This window comes from Streptomyces varsoviensis, assembly GCF_000718635.1.
Taxonomy (GTDB): domain Bacteria; phylum Actinomycetota; class Actinomycetes; order Streptomycetales; family Streptomycetaceae; genus Streptomyces; species Streptomyces varsoviensis.
Window position 1 is genome coordinate 21,039 of sequence record NZ_JOBF01000018.1, and the last position, 13,515, is coordinate 34,553.

13 protein-coding genes are annotated in these 13,515 nt (G+C 74.0%); 5 read left to right on the plus strand and 8 right to left on the minus strand.

Annotation, left to right across the window (positions count from 1 at the left end; translation table 11 throughout):
• Nucleotides 1–163 precede the first annotated feature (163 nt).
• Complete coding sequence (locus IF55_RS24485; RefSeq protein WP_030892618.1) at nucleotides 164–358, minus strand: hypothetical protein; 195 nt, start codon at nucleotides 356–358, stop codon at nucleotides 164–166.
• A 349-nt stretch (nucleotides 359–707) separates the two neighbouring features.
• Nucleotides 708–1,796, minus strand: a complete 1,089-nt coding sequence (locus IF55_RS24490; protein ID WP_051776256.1) for an EamA family transporter — start codon at nucleotides 1,794–1,796, stop codon at nucleotides 708–710.
• 61 nt (nucleotides 1,797–1,857) lie between these two features.
• Here IF55_RS24490 and IF55_RS24495 point away from each other — a divergent pair, with 61 nt between their 5' ends.
• Nucleotides 1,858–2,385, plus strand: a complete 528-nt coding sequence (locus tag IF55_RS24495) for a CGNR zinc finger domain-containing protein (protein WP_030892623.1) — start codon at nucleotides 1,858–1,860, stop codon at nucleotides 2,383–2,385.
• An 88-nt stretch (nucleotides 2,386–2,473) separates the two neighbouring features.
• Here the strand turns inward: IF55_RS24495 and IF55_RS24500 are convergent, their stop codons facing one another.
• The 3 genes from IF55_RS24500 to IF55_RS24510 form a co-directional block, all read right to left on the minus strand.
• Complete coding sequence (locus IF55_RS24500) at nucleotides 2,474–3,751, minus strand: TerD family protein (protein WP_078645137.1); 1,278 nt, start codon at nucleotides 3,749–3,751, stop codon at nucleotides 2,474–2,476.
• 135 nt (nucleotides 3,752–3,886) lie between these two features.
• Nucleotides 3,887–4,744, minus strand: coding sequence for an NAD-dependent epimerase/dehydratase family protein (locus IF55_RS24505; RefSeq protein WP_030892629.1), 858 nt, complete (start codon nucleotides 4,742–4,744; stop codon nucleotides 3,887–3,889).
• Nucleotides 4,745–4,848: 104 nt separating this feature from the next.
• Entirely contained in the window at nucleotides 4,849–5,985 is a 1,137-nt protein-coding gene (locus tag IF55_RS24510; protein ID WP_078645160.1) for a helix-turn-helix transcriptional regulator, read from the minus strand.
• 325 nt (nucleotides 5,986–6,310) lie between these two features.
• Between IF55_RS24510 and IF55_RS24515 the strand changes: the two genes are divergently transcribed.
• Nucleotides 6,311–7,420 carry a winged helix DNA-binding domain-containing protein gene (locus IF55_RS24515; protein WP_030889391.1) on the plus strand — a complete coding sequence of 370 codons (1,110 nt, stop codon included), beginning with the start codon at nucleotides 6,311–6,313 and terminating at the stop codon, nucleotides 7,418–7,420.
• Between the two features lie 64 nt (nucleotides 7,421–7,484).
• Here IF55_RS24515 and IF55_RS24520 read toward each other — a convergent pair whose 3' ends face one another.
• A complete protein-coding gene (locus tag IF55_RS24520; RefSeq protein WP_030889388.1) occupies nucleotides 7,485–7,874 on the minus strand; it encodes a hypothetical protein in 390 nt (129 codons plus the stop codon).
• Between the two features lie 189 nt (nucleotides 7,875–8,063).
• Here IF55_RS24520 and IF55_RS24525 point away from each other — a divergent pair, with 189 nt between their 5' ends.
• A complete protein-coding gene (locus tag IF55_RS24525) occupies nucleotides 8,064–9,029 on the plus strand; it encodes a 5-dehydro-4-deoxyglucarate dehydratase (RefSeq protein WP_030889386.1) in 966 nt (321 codons plus the stop codon).
• On the plus strand, nucleotides 9,029–10,270 hold the full coding sequence (locus tag IF55_RS24530) for a hypothetical protein (protein ID WP_030889383.1): 1,242 nt from the start codon (nucleotides 9,029–9,031) through the stop codon (nucleotides 10,268–10,270). The genes IF55_RS24525 and IF55_RS24530 overlap by 1 nt, the downstream gene beginning before the upstream one ends.
• A gap of 30 nt (nucleotides 10,271–10,300) precedes the next feature.
• Here the strand turns inward: IF55_RS24530 and IF55_RS24535 are convergent, their stop codons facing one another.
• The gene (locus IF55_RS24535; RefSeq protein ID WP_037966692.1) at nucleotides 10,301–10,771 is read right to left on the minus strand and encodes a hypothetical protein; all 471 of its coding nucleotides are present in this window, start codon (nucleotides 10,769–10,771) and stop codon (nucleotides 10,301–10,303) included.
• A gap of 167 nt (nucleotides 10,772–10,938) precedes the next feature.
• A complete protein-coding gene (locus IF55_RS24540) occupies nucleotides 10,939–11,709 on the minus strand; it encodes an IclR family transcriptional regulator (protein ID WP_030889377.1) in 771 nt (256 codons plus the stop codon).
• A gap of 239 nt (nucleotides 11,710–11,948) precedes the next feature.
• On the opposite strand from IF55_RS24540, the gene IF55_RS24545 reads away from it, so the two are divergent.
• A complete protein-coding gene (locus IF55_RS24545) occupies nucleotides 11,949–13,481 on the plus strand; it encodes an aldehyde dehydrogenase (NADP(+)) (protein WP_030889374.1) in 1,533 nt (510 codons plus the stop codon).
• Nucleotides 13,482–13,515: the final 34 nt, after the last annotated feature.

Consider the following 13,515-nt stretch of genomic DNA (forward strand, 5'->3'; position numbering starts at 1 on the left):
CGCGCCGGGGCGGTGGTGCGCCGTCGAAACCGGTGCCCTCGCGTCGGGGCGGTGGCCCGCCGTGCGGGGCGCCCGTCATGGCCCTCGTCAGGCCCCGTCGATTCCCTTACGGTCATCGCCCCGTCGATTCCCTTACGGTCAGCGCCGCGTCGATTCCTTGCGGTCATGCCATGGCCGTGCAGCGTTCCCGGCCCATTGTCGCCAGCCATTCCCGGCGGAGCCGCTCGTACTCGCGGCGCTCCACGGACGTCAGGCCGCCTCCTCGGCGCGCGGAGGACGCCCAGAGGGCGTGGATCGCGGCGTTGAGTTCGGCGGCGTCAGGGCGTGCGGCGGCGGGGTGGGAACGGTGGGTGGGCATAAGTACAGGCTAGGGGCAGCCACTGACAACGCACCCCGTTATGCGGGGCGATGATGGCCACAAGGGGCTCCGACCGCCCTCCGGCGGCTCGTTCGCGGCGTTCTCCTACGGTCCGTACGGCACCTCGCGCCCCGCTTGCGGCAGTTCGCGAGCCCGTTGGGCCGGAAGCGTCCCGTCGTCACGAAAGCCCTGGTCACATGCCGTGTAGTGGCCCCGGAGGCGGCCTGCCCCAACCACCGCCCCGCAGGGCCGAGAACGCGGCCGGGCCCGCTTGGCGGTGCCTCGCGGTACGACGCGCGCACAGTCGTGGGTGCGACCAACGCCACATCGCCGCGGTGTGGGCGGAAGTTCAGTCTCCACCGGCGCGGGTGTTCTCGCGGGGCCCGTTGGCGGGGGAGTTCGTCGACCGGCGAGGCGACGGGCGGCGGCCGGTGTGGCCCCTGGTGGACGAGGCGTCGTCGTTCGGGCCCGCGACCGACCAGGCCGTGGCGGCCACGACCAGGGCGATCGCGGCGACCTGACGGCCCGTAAGGCTTTCGTGCAGCAGCAGAGCGCCGACCCCCGCCCCGACCGCGGGGCTCAGCGACAGCAGGAGCCCGAAGGCGCGGACGCCGACGCGGCGCAGGACGGTCATGTCCAGGGAATACGGAACGAGGGAGGACAGGACCGCGACCACGAACCCGATGCCCAGCACGCCCGGGTGCGCGGCCACTTGACGCCACGCGGTCGCGGCGGCCACCGGGGTCAGCGCGCAGGCGCCGACGGCCAGGGCGAGCGCCAGCCCGCTCGCGTCCGGGAACCGCTGCCCCACCCGCCGGCTGAGGACCACGTAACCGGCCCGGCACACCGCGGCCGCGGCGCCGAGCAGCAGGCCCGCCACCGGGAGGGCCTGGCCGGGGGCCGTCAGCAGGAGCACGCCGCACAGCGCCAGCAGCGCCGCGGCGAGGTCCCGTACGCGCCGGGACAGGGCGACCGCCAGCGCCAGCGGGCCCAGCAACTCCACCGTCGAGGCCACCCCGATCGGCAGGAACCTGATGGCCTGGAAATAGGCGACGTTCATCGCGGCGAGGGCCAGGCCGAGGGCGACGGCGGCGCGCCACCGCGGGCCGTCGACCCGCCGGAGGCGCGGCCGGACGGCCACCCACATGATCACGGCCGCGAAGAACAGCCGCATCCCCGCCAGGGCCGTGGCCCCGACCTGGTCGTACGCGCCCTTGGCCACGGCCGCGCCCATCTGGAGGCTGCATATCTGCGCCAGTACGAGCACGAGCGGCAGCCGGGCGGCGTAGCGGCTGGAACGGGTGTTGCGGCCGCAACCGCTGTAACGGTTGTCACTGCTGTCACGGCCGTAACCGCTGTAACGGCCGTAACCGTCGTAACCGCTGTTACGGCCGTAACGGGTAGAGCCGCCGCGGCGGGCATGGCGGTGCTCGGGCATGGGGCCTCCTCGGTCGGGGAGGCCACGGGCGGCCCGGCCACCACCATGCTGTAATCGTTCAGTGCACTTCAACCATTACGGCGGCGAGGCCGCCCGGCTGGCCGCCGCCCTGGCGAACAGCGGCGCCCCATGGGAACCGCACGAACTGGAACCCGTTCTGGACGCACACGGCATAGCGGACCGCCGCCTCACCCGCCCCCAGACCCGGCAGCTCTGGGAGTGGAGCCGACGGCTCGGCGACTGCTTCGGCGCGCAGCCGCTCGACCGGCGCTGCGCGCGGATCAACGCGCTGCTGGCGGACTCGGCCAGCCGCCCGTACATCTCCCTGCACGACGGCACCCCGCACCTGCACTACAGCTCCGAAGGCGCCGACCCGGCCGCGCACATCCGGGCCGTCACCGCCGCCGGGCTCTCCTACGTCGCCTGCCACGCCTCCCCGGACCGGCTGGGGCGCTGCGCCCGCGAGGGGTGCGGCCGCGTGTTCGTCGACGTCTCCCGCAACGGCCGCCGCGCCTACTGCTCCCTCAGGTGCTCCAACAACGACGCCGTACGCCGCCATCGCGCCCAGCACCGGAAGCCGAGGCCGTGATCCCTCATCCTTGGCGGGTCCCGCGGGGACGCGCGAGGGCCGCGCCCGGTGGCCGGGCGCGGCCCTCGCGCGTAGGCGGCGGCAGCGGCTACAGCGCCTCGGCGGCGGGCTTGACCAGGCCGCGGACCGTACGCGCCTTGACGAAGGAGCCGATGGCGGTCATGTCCCACTCACCGGAGAACTGACGGATCAGCTTGCACATCAGCACCCCCGTCTTCGGCTCCGAGCCGGTCAGATCGAAGCGCACCAGCTCCTCCCCGGACTGGGCGTCCACCAGCCGGCAGTACGCCTTCGCGACCTCGCTGAACTTCTGGCCGCTGAAGGAGTTGACGGTGAAGACCAGCCCGGTCACCTCCGGCGGCAGGCCGCCCAGGTGCACGGTGATGGACTCGTCGTCGCCCGCGCCCGCGCCGGTCAAGTTGTCGCCGGAGTGCTGGATCGCGCCGTTGAGGATCTGGAGCTTGCCGAAGTAGCAGGCGTCGATCATGTTGCGGTTCGGGCCGTAGGCGATGACGGACGCGTCGAGGTCGATGTCCTTGCCGCGGAACGCCGGTTCCCAGCCGAGGCCCATCTTCACCGAGCGCATGAGCGGCTGACCGCCCTTGACGAGCGACACGGTCTGGTTCTTCTGCAGGCTGACCTTGCCCTTGTCGAGGCTGACCTTTCCCGCCCCGGGCGCCGGCGCGGCGGGCGCGGCCGGGGGAGCGGGCGGCGGCTGTACGGGCTGGGGGGCCTGCGCCGGGCTCGGTGCCGCGGCGGCCGGGGGCGGCGGCAGCGGCGCCGCGGGTCCGGTGGGCGCCGGCGCCTGTACGGGCGCGGCGGGCTGTACGGGCGCGGGGGCGGGCGGAGCCGCCGGTGCCGCCGGTTCCTCTACGCTCACGCCGAAGTCCGTGGCGATCCCGGCCAGCCCGTTCGCGTACCCCTGGCCGACCGCGCGGGCCTTCCAGGCGTCGCCCCGCCGGTACACCTCGACGACCACCAGCGCCGTCTCCGCGCCCAGCCGCGGCGGGGTGAAGGTGGCGATGGGCGAGCCGTCGTCGGCGCCGCGGATCGTCGCGGTGGGCTCCGTACCGGCGAAGGTCGCGCCCGCCGCGTCCAGGCTCGCGGTCACCACCACCTTCTCGATGCCGGGCGGCACGGCCGCCGTGTCCACCGTGATCGAGTCGCCCGCGCCGCCGGCGCCGGCGCGGTGCGTCACGCCCGGCCCGCTGGGCTGGTTGTAGAAGACGAAGTCGTCGTCGGAGCGCACCTTGCCGTCGGCGGTGAGCAGCAGGCCCGACACGTCGAGCCGCACGGGAGCGGTGACGTCCACCGTCACGCGGGCGACGGAGAGAGGGATGTTCGAGCCGGGTGTCATAGCGGTCATGCCACGGGTAACGAGCGGCCCCGCTTTGCAGTTCCATTACTAACGTGTTCCTTGCGCCGGGGCGTGAGGGGCGTGAGGAACGTGAGGGGCGTAAAGGGCGGGTGGGGAACCGGGGTGCCGGTCGGCCGATGTGATTCAGTACGGCCAGATCGGCGGGTTGGTGCAGAAGTGGCCGCCGAGGTGGGCGTGGTCGGGATTCGCCGGGTCGAGTTCGCCCTGCGCGGCGATGAGGGCGGGCGCGTACGGCTCCGAGTCGTCCTGCGGCTCGTACCCGAGGGCGCGGGCGGTGCTCAGGTCCCACCACAGGCGGGTGTTGGCGGAGCTGCCGTAGACGACGGTGTGCCCGACGCCCTCGGCGGTGAGGGCGGCGTGCAGCAGGCGCGCCCCGTCGGCGGGGCTCATCCAGACCGAGAGCATGCGCACCGACGTCGGCTCGGGGAAGCAGGAGCCGATGCGGATGGACACGGTCTCGATGCCGTGCAGGTCCCAGTAGAGGGAGGCCAGGTCCTCACCGAACCCCTTGGACAGGCCGTAGTAAGTGTCCGGGCGGCGCGCGGTGTTCACGGGGATGAGCGCGCCGGGCTCCGCCGGGGTCGTCGCGGGGCGGGGGGTGAAGCCCACGGCATGGTTGCTGGAGGCGAACACCACGCGGCGCACGCCCTCTTCGCGGACCGCTTCGTAAAGGTTGTACGTGCCCTCGATGTTGGCGCGCAGGATCTTCTCGAACGGGGCCTCCAGTGAGATGCCCGCGAGGTGGACGACCGCGTCGACGCCGCGTACGGCCTCGCGCAGCGCCTCCTTGTCCGCGAGGTCGGCGGTGACGATGTTCCTTCCGCCTCCGCCCTCGCCCGCGTCCTCGCCCCCGTCTCCGTCTTCGATGGGGCGCACGTCGAAGAGCCGGAGCGCGTACCCGTACGCGGGCAGCGCCTCGCGCATCAGCGTGCCCAGACCGCCGGCGGCGCCGGTGAGCAGGATGGTGCGGGGAGCGGGCATGGGCGTTCTCCTCCGGGCAGGGCGGTTGCCAGCGGCAGGCAGGCGGTCGCATGTGCGGACGCCATTCATATGCATGGACACGCTAAGGAGGGCGGCGGCCGTGGTCAAGAGCCCGGGTGGGGCGGGCCGCCCGTACCGCCCGGACCGTCCGTACCGCTGGGGCCGTCTGTCCCGCCGGGGCCGTTCGTACCGTCCGGGACGTCCCTGCCGCCCGTACTGCCCGGGCCGGCCGCATCGCCCGCGCCCCCCGCGGCTCGCATATAGCGGCGGGCCAAGTGGCCAAAGGCCTCCTTGAGTTCGGGCGGGCCCACGACCTCGATGTCCGCGTCGAACCGGCCGAGGGTGGCGGCCAGGCCGGGCCAGGACCATGAGCCCAGGGTGAGCCGGCAGCGGTTCGGGCCGAGCGCTTCGACCACCCCGTCGCCGGCGTAGTGGTACACGTCAGCGGCGGGCAGGTCGAGGATCACCTCGCCGCGGCAGGGCCAGCCGCCGCCTCCCGCGTCCGCCGAACCGCGGAATCTGGCGGACACGAAGGCGGCCACGTCGCCGCCGGGCAGTTCGCGCGGGCTGAAGCGGGGCCCGTTGGGGATGCGCGGAGTGATCCGGTCGGCGCGGAACGTCCGCCAGTCCTCGCGTTCGAGGTCCCAGGCGACCAGATACCAGCGCCCGCCCCACGTCACGAGGTGGTGGGGTTCCGCCCGGCGCGGCGGTGCCGGGGCGGGTTCGTCGCCGCCGGCCGCCCCCGGCGGGGCCGCCGGAGCGTAATCGAAGCGGAGTACTTCACGGGCGTGCACGGCCGCGCTGAGCGTCATCAGCACCCCGCTGCCGACCCGCGGGTACGGCCGGGTCGCCGACCGTTCGACGGCGGTGACCTGGAGGGTGTCGATGCGGCGGCGCAGCCGCGCGGGCATCACCTGCCGCACGGTGGTCAAGGCGCGCGCCGCGGCCTCCTCGATGCCGGCGCCCGTGGTCGCGGCGATCTGGAGCGCGACGGCGAGGGCCACGGCCTGTTCGTCGTCGAACAGCAGCGGCGGCAGATCCGTGCCCGCGCCCAGCCGGTACCCGCCGTCCGGTCCCTTCACGGCCGCGATGGGGTAGCCCAGCTCGCGCAGCCGGTCGACATCGCGGCGCACCGTGCGCGGGCTGATGTTCAGCCGCTCGGCCAGGAGCGCCCCCGGCCAGTCGCGGCGCGCCTGGAGCAGGGAGAGCAGAGACAGCAGTCGCGCTGACGTTTTCGGCATGGTTCCCATACTGACCCACTATCGCGCCGAGAAGCGGCCACTACCTGTCCGCTACCCCTGGCAGTGTGGGCGCGTCCGCACCACAAGGAGAACGACCTGTTCCGACTCAGCCGGTCCAAGCTCTCGTACGGGCCACCCGGCCCGTGTCCCGTCCCGTCCGTCGGCGGCCTTGCCGGAACCGGACACGTACCATCTCGGACCGGCTCGCCCACCCCCGCACCCCCGCACCCCCGCACCCCTCTAACCCAGTCGTACGTACTCGAAAGGAACAGGGCCACATGAAGCGACTCCCTGACTGGTCGGCGCCGTGCTGGGCGGTGGTTCGATGACGGCTGCCGTTCTCGGTGCGCGGGCGTTGAACCGGGCCACGTTGGCGCGCCAACTGCTGCTTGAACGCGCCGATATACCGGCGCTGGACGCTGTGGCGCGTCTTGGCGGGATGCAGGCGCAGGAGCCGCAGGAGCCGTTCGTGGGGCTGTGGTCGCGGTTGCGGGCGTTCGATCCGGCGGAGTTGTCGGGCCTGCTGGTCGGGCGGCAGGTGGTACGGACCCATCTCATGCGCCGTACCGTCCACCTGGTCACCGCCGCCGACGCCCTGGCCTGGCGGGCGCGGCACGATGCCATGCTGCGGCAGCGGGTGCTCGGGACGTACCGCCGTGAGCTCGAAGGCGTCGACCTCGACGAACTCGCCGCGGCGGGCCGGGCGGTGCTCGCCGACGGGGAGGCCCGTTCGATGTCGGAACTCGCGCGGGCGGTGGCCGACCGCTGGCCGGACCCGGGCCCGAGGGCGCTGGGCGAGATGCTGGTCGCCGCCCTCATCCCCGTGGTGCAACTGCCGCCGCGCGGGCTCTGGCGCGAGAAGGGGAGGGTGCGGAACCTGCCGTTCGCCTCGTGGCTCGGGCGCGAGGCGGAGCCCCTTCCCGGGGACGGCGCCGACCCCGTCGGGCAGGCGCTGGTGCGGCGCTACCTCGCCGCGTTCGGCCCCGCCGCCTCGGCCGACCTGCGCGCCTGGTCCGGCCTCGCCGGACTGCCGGCCGCCGTCGCCGCCCTCCGCGAGGAACTGGTCAGCTTCCGCGACGAGCGGGGCCGGGAACTGCTGGACCTGCCTGACGCGCCGCGTCCTGAGCCCGGGACTCCGGCCCCGGTGCGGTTCCTGCCCGCCTTCGACAACGCCGTCCTCGGCTTCCAGGACCGCGGCCGGATCATCGACGACGCCCACCGCGGCCTCTCCGTCACCGGCGCCCGCTTCGTCCTGGTCGACGGCCGGGTCGCCGCGACCTGGACCGTCAAGGAGGACACCGTCACCATCACCCCGCTCCGCCCCTTCTCCGGAGCCGAAAGCGACGCCGTCGCTGACGAAGGGCAGGCCCTGGCCTCCTTCCTCTCGGACAAGGAGAGCGACCGGGTGGAACTGACCGCCCCCGCGTCCGGCTGAAAGAGGCCGGCCCGTGGTGTCGTCGGGACGCCTCGTGCCCCTGCCCGTCCTCGAAAACCCGCGGTCAGGCCGCCACCCGTGCCGCCTCCAGGGCCTCGGCGGTCAGCGTTCCGCGGAGGCCGACGGCGTCGGCCACGCCCAGACAGGTGCTGTCGCGGAAGACACTGAGTTCGTAGCGCACGGACTCGGCGTCGGCGGATCGGACCGCGAGCCCGATCTCGTAGCCGCCCGGGGCGAGCCGGTCGACCCCTTGGCCGACGAGCAGGACCTGGAAGGGGCCCAACCCGCCCGTACCGACGAGGCGTTCGAAGCGGCGCAGCCGCAGCCGGCTCCGGGCGTCTTCCAGCCGGCGGGCCATACCCATCGTGCTCGCCGAGCCGTCCCGCCCGAGGTCGGCCTGGCGCACGCGGACGTCGATGCGAACGCCGAAGCGCTGATCATCGGAAGCGTTCATGCGTGGCGACCCTAGGACGGCCCGCAGGCACAGGCAACGGCGATGGCAACAGCGATGGCACCGGCGCGGCGCCGGCAAAAGCGGTGCGGCCCCCGGCACTTGACCGGCTCCGGTGGCTGCCTTAGCGTAGCCGCGTTCAGAAATATGGACGCCAATCAGAAACGTGCACGTATACGCCAGGGAGAGCCCGTGACCTCTGCCGCACTCGCCGAGCGCCTCGACGGCCTGTTGTTCTTTCCGGTGACCGCGTTCGGGCCCGGTGGGGGGCTTGATCTCGATGCGTTTCGGGCGCATGTGCGCGCGGGGGTGGAGGCGGGGGCGGCGGCGGTCTTCGCGTGCTGCGGGACGGGGGAGTTCCACGCGCTGACGGGGGAGGAGTTCCGGGCGTGTGTCGCGGCGGCCGTGGAGGAGGCGGGCGGCCGGGTGCCGGTGGTCGCCGGGGCCGGTTACGGGACGGCGCTCGCCGAGCAGTACGCGCGGCACGCCGAGGAAGCGGGCGCGGACGGCCTGCTCGCCATGCCCCCGTACCTCGTCGTGCCCGGCCAGGAAGGGCTGCTGCGGCACTACACCGCGCTCGCCGCGGCCACCTCCCTCGACGTGATCGTCTACCAGCGCGACAACGCGATCTTCACCCCCGAGACCGTCGTCGAACTCGCCCGCACCCCCGGCATCATCGGGCTCAAGGACGGCCACGGCGACCTCGATCTGATGCAGCGCATCGTGACCGCGGTCCGCACCGGTCTCCCCGGCCAGGACTTCCTCTACTTCAACGGGCTGCCCACCGCCGAACTCACCGGCCTCTCCTACCGCGCCATCGGCGTGCGCCTGTACTCCTCCGCCGCCTTCTGCTTCGCGCCCGAGATCGCCCTCGCCTTCCACCGGGCCCTCGATACCGGTGACGACGCGCTGGTGACCAAGCTCCTCGACGGCTTCTACGTACCGCTCGTCGAACTCCGCAACCAGGGGCGCGGCTACGCGGTCTCCCTCGTCAAGGCGGGCGTCCGCCTCGGCGGCCTCGACGTCGGCGAGGTCCGGCCCCCGCTCACCGAACCGACCGCCGCCCACGTCGAACGGCTCGCCGAACTCATCCAGCGGGGGCACGCGCTGCTGGCGAGGGCGGGCGCGGCCGCCAACGCGAGTGCGAGCGCGAAGTGATGATCGCCTCCGCGTTCCTCTACCCCTGGGACATCGTCGGCGACCCGGACGCCGCCCGCCGCGTCGCCGAACTCGGCGTGCAGCGCGTCACCCTCGCCTCCGCCTACCACTCCACCCGTGCCCTGACGCCCCGTCACCCCGCCCGCCGCATCGTCACCGCCCGCCACGCCGCCGTCCTCTACCCGCCGGACGCGGACCGCTGGCGCGGCCGTGAGCTGCGCCCGTACGAGCAGTCCTGGGTGGCCGGGGCAGACCCGTTCGGCGAGGCCGCGAGCGCGCTGGCCGACGCCGGGCTCGACGTGCACACCTGGGTCGTCCTCGCGCACAACTCGCGCCTCGGCGACGAGCACCCGCACACCTCCGTGCGCAACGCCTACGGCGACCGCTACCCCTGGGCCCCCTGCATCGCCCGGCCCGACGTCCGTACGTACCTGGTCGACCTGGCGGCGGAGGCGGCGACCCGGCCCGGCGCGACCGGCACCGACCTGGAGTCCTGCGGCTGGTACGGCCTGGCGCACCTGCACGCCCACGACAAGACCGGCGGCGTGGAGCTGGACGGCGCGGGGCAGTACCTGATGTCGCTGTGCTTCTGCGACGCCTGCGCCGCCGGCTACGCCGAGCATAGCGTGGACGCCGAGGAGCTGCGCGCCACGGTCGTACGCGCCCTGCGTCCGTACTGGTCCGGAGGCGGGGCGACGACCGGCACGCCCGGCCGGGGGGCCGGCCGGGCGGGGGAGTGGGCCGCCGTGCGCGGGCTCCTCGGTCCGGACCTCGCCGAGGCCGTACGAGCCTGGCGCGAGTCCGCCGCGACCGCGCTCCAGCGGGCGTGCGTGGCGGCCGTACGCGCCGCGGCGGGCGCCGACCGCCCCGGCTTCCGCGTCATGCTCCACGCCGACCCCGCCTCGCACCGCTGCGGGGCCAACGCGGGCGTCGTCCCTGCCGACGTGCTCGGCCACGCCGACGGCGTCGTACTCCCCTGTACGGGCCCCGACGCCGCACGTGAAGAGATCCTGCGGCCCTTCACCGGCCCCGGCGCCACGGATCGCCCGGATCGCCCTGACCGCACGCTCGCCGCCAACCTCACCGTCGTCTCGGGCATGGGCGGCAGCCCCGCCACCCTCGCCGCCGACGCCGCCCACGCGGCGGCGCTCGGCGCGCACGAACTGCGGCTCTACCACGCGGGGCTGGCCTCCGACGCCGACCTCGCGGCGGTACGGACGGCGCTGGCGCGGCTCGGCTGAGATAAGCCGAGCTGAGCTGAACTGAGCCGGTCAGCTCTCCCGCCGTGCCGTCGGCGCCGGTTCCGGGAGGGTCGCGAGGCGGCGGCGGTGTTCGGCGCGCAGGGCTATCGCCGTGGCCAGGGCGCCCGCGCCCTCCCAGACGCCGACGCCGACGAAGGGCGTGGGGGCGCGGCCGGAGACGACGGCGAGGGTGAAGACGGCGCAGGTCAGAAGCCGGAAGGGAACGGTCCAGATGAAAAAGGCGCGCCAGTTGGCGAAGGCCGCCAGCACGTAGTACACGCCCATGTTCAGCGCCGCCATCGAAGACGCCGTGATGAACGTGCGCGTGTGGTCGGTCGGCGCGCGGTGCGCGGAGCCGAGGGGTTCGAGGCCCATCGCCGCGATCAGCGACTCCGGGGCGACGAGCCCCACCACGCCCAGCAGCGCGGCGAGGGCCCCGAAGACCGCCATGGTCCAGCCGGACGGTGAACGGGGCGTACGAATCGGCGGGAAGCCGGACATGAGGGGTACTCCAGGGCGCGATCGGCATGCCGAGCGGGCCGCAACTCCCCTTGGGGCGGCCCGCGTTGATGTGCAGACCTTACGGCGTGCGTTCGGTCGCCCCGCTACCGGGCGGCCCGAACGCCTCTTGAGCGCCGGACCCGTGGGAGAGCCGCCTCAGAACCGCCTCAGAGCCGCCGCGTGGCCAGCGTCAGGCGGTCGCGGGCGTCGAAGAGGGCGTCCTTGATCATCTGCTCGTGCGCCGGGGTCAGCCGGGCCACCGGGACGGAGCAACTGATCGCGTCGCGCGCCGGGGTGCGGTACGGGATCGCGATCCCGAAGCAGCGCAGGCCGAGGGTGTTCTCCTCGCGGTCCACGGCGTAGCCCTGTTCGCGGATGGCGCGCAGTTCCTCGATGAGCTGTTCGCGGTCGGTGATGGTGTGCTCGGTGAGCGGCGCCAGGGACTCCGGGAGCAGCTTGCGGACCTGCTCGTCGGTGTAGGTGGCGAGCAGCGCCTTGCCCAGCGAGGTGGAGTGGGCGGGCAGCCGGCGGCCGACGCGGGTGAAGGGGCGCAGGTAGTGCTGGGACTGGCGGGTGGCGAGGTAGACGACGTTGGTGCCGTCGAGGCGGGCGAGGTGGATGGTCTCGGTGGTGTCGTCGGCGAGCCGGTCCAGGGTGGGGCGGGCGGCGGCCACGACCTCGTCGCCGTCGATGTAGGACGTGCCGACCAGCAGGGCGCGGACGCCGATGCCGTACCGGGTGCCCGTGGCGTCCGTCTCGACCCAGCCCAGCTCGACCAGGGTGCGCAGCAGCATGTAGAGGCTGGACTTGGGGTAGCCCACGGCCTCCTGGACGGCGGCGAGGCTGTGCATGCCCGGCTGTCCGGCGAAGAATTCGAGCAATTCGACCGTGCGGACCGCGGATTTGACCTGGGCTCCGCCCGTCTCGGCTGCTGACATCGCCCTTGACCCCTCTGTTCGACGCGCCATAGAGTCCCCAGGATATTCACCACCAGGGACAGCGTTCAGCATATCGAACAACCTCCAGTGTGCGAACCGCGACCAGCAGGCGCACCAGCGCGTAGCACCCGACCATCAGGCAAGCCGTGACCAGCAAACCGAACGCGATCGGCAGACCGAGCCGCGACCGGCAGGCGAACCAGAACCAGCAGGAGAACCAGCAGAAGGAGGAGCCCGCGGTGGCAGCACCAGTGTGGAGCGTCGACCCCCGGACCGGGAAGCAGTACGAGCAGGTCGCCGAGGAAGCGGGCCCGGCCGAGGTGGACCGCGCCGTACGGGCCGCGCACGCCGCCCGTACCGCGCTCGCCGACCGCACCGCGCGGGCCGCCCTGCTGCGCGCCGCCGCCGGCCTCCTCGACGAGGCGGGCGAGCGGCTCGTCGCCGCCGCCGACGCGGAGACCGCGCTCGGCGCGGCCCGCCTCACCGGCGAACTGGCCCGTACCACCTACCAGTTCCTGGCCTTCGCGGACACCGTGGACGAGGGGGCCTTCCTCGACGTCATCGTCGACCACGCCGACCCGTCCGCGAAGCCCGTGCCCCGCCCCGACCTGCGCCGCTACAAGGTGCCGCTCGGCGTCGTCGCCGTCTACGCCGCCAGCAACTTCCCGCTGGCTTTCTCCGTGCCCGGCGGCGACACCGCGAGCGCGCTGGCCGCCGGCTGCCCCGTCGTCGTCAAGGCCCACCCCGACCACCCCGCCACCTCCGAGCTGTGCGGCTCCCTGCTGCGCCGCGCCGCCGCGGAGGCCGGGCTGCCCGAGGACGTCGTCACGGTCGTGCACGGCTTCGACGCGGGCCTCGAACTCGTGCGGCACCCGCTGGTCGCGGCCGCCGGGTTCACCGGCTCGGTGCGCGGCGGCCGGGCCCTGTTCGACGCGGCCGCCGCCCGGCCGCACCCCATCCCCTTCCACGGCGAACTCGGCAGCCTCAACCCCGTCGTCGTCACCCGCGCCGCCGCCGAGGAGCGCGGCGAGCAGATCGGGACGGGGCTCGCCGGGGCCATGACGATGGGCGTCGGCCAGTTCTGCACCAAGCCCGGCCTCGTCCTGGCCCCGGCCGGGGAGGGCGGCGACCGGCTGCTGAAGTCCCTCGCCGACACCGTCGGCGGCACGGGCGCGGGCGTCCTGCTCGACGCCCGGATGCGGGACGCCTTCGCGGCGGGCGTACGGGAGCGGGCCGAACTCCCCGGCGTCCAGGCCCCCGTGGTGCCGGGCGCGGCGGGCGAGCACACCGTCAGCGCCGGGTTCCTCGCCGTCCCCGCCGACCTCCTCGCCTCCGGCGACCCGTACGGCCTGCTGCTGGAGGAGTGCTTCGGCCCGGTCACCGTCGTCGCCCGCTACGCCGACGAGGCGGAGATCGGCGCGGTGCTCGGCCGGCTCTCCGGGAACCTCACCGCCACCGTCCACCTCGGCGCGGACGAGGCCGACGGGAAGGCCGGGCAGGGCGCGGAACTGCTCGCCGCGCTCGTACCGCTCGCGGGCCGCGTGCTGGTGGACGGCTGGCCCACCGGCGTCTCCGTCACCGAGGCCCAGCACCACGGCGGCCCGTACCCGGCGACCACCTCCACCTCGACCTCCGTCGGCGCCACCGCCGTCGAACGCTGGCTGCGCCCCGTCGTCTACCAGTCCGCCCCGGCCGCCCTCCTCCCGCCCGAGCTGCGCGATGACAACCCCTTGGGCCTGCCGCGCCGCGTGGACGGCCGCCCGGAGCGTTAGGGCGCCTCCGACTCGGGCCGTCGTCAGAAGCGGG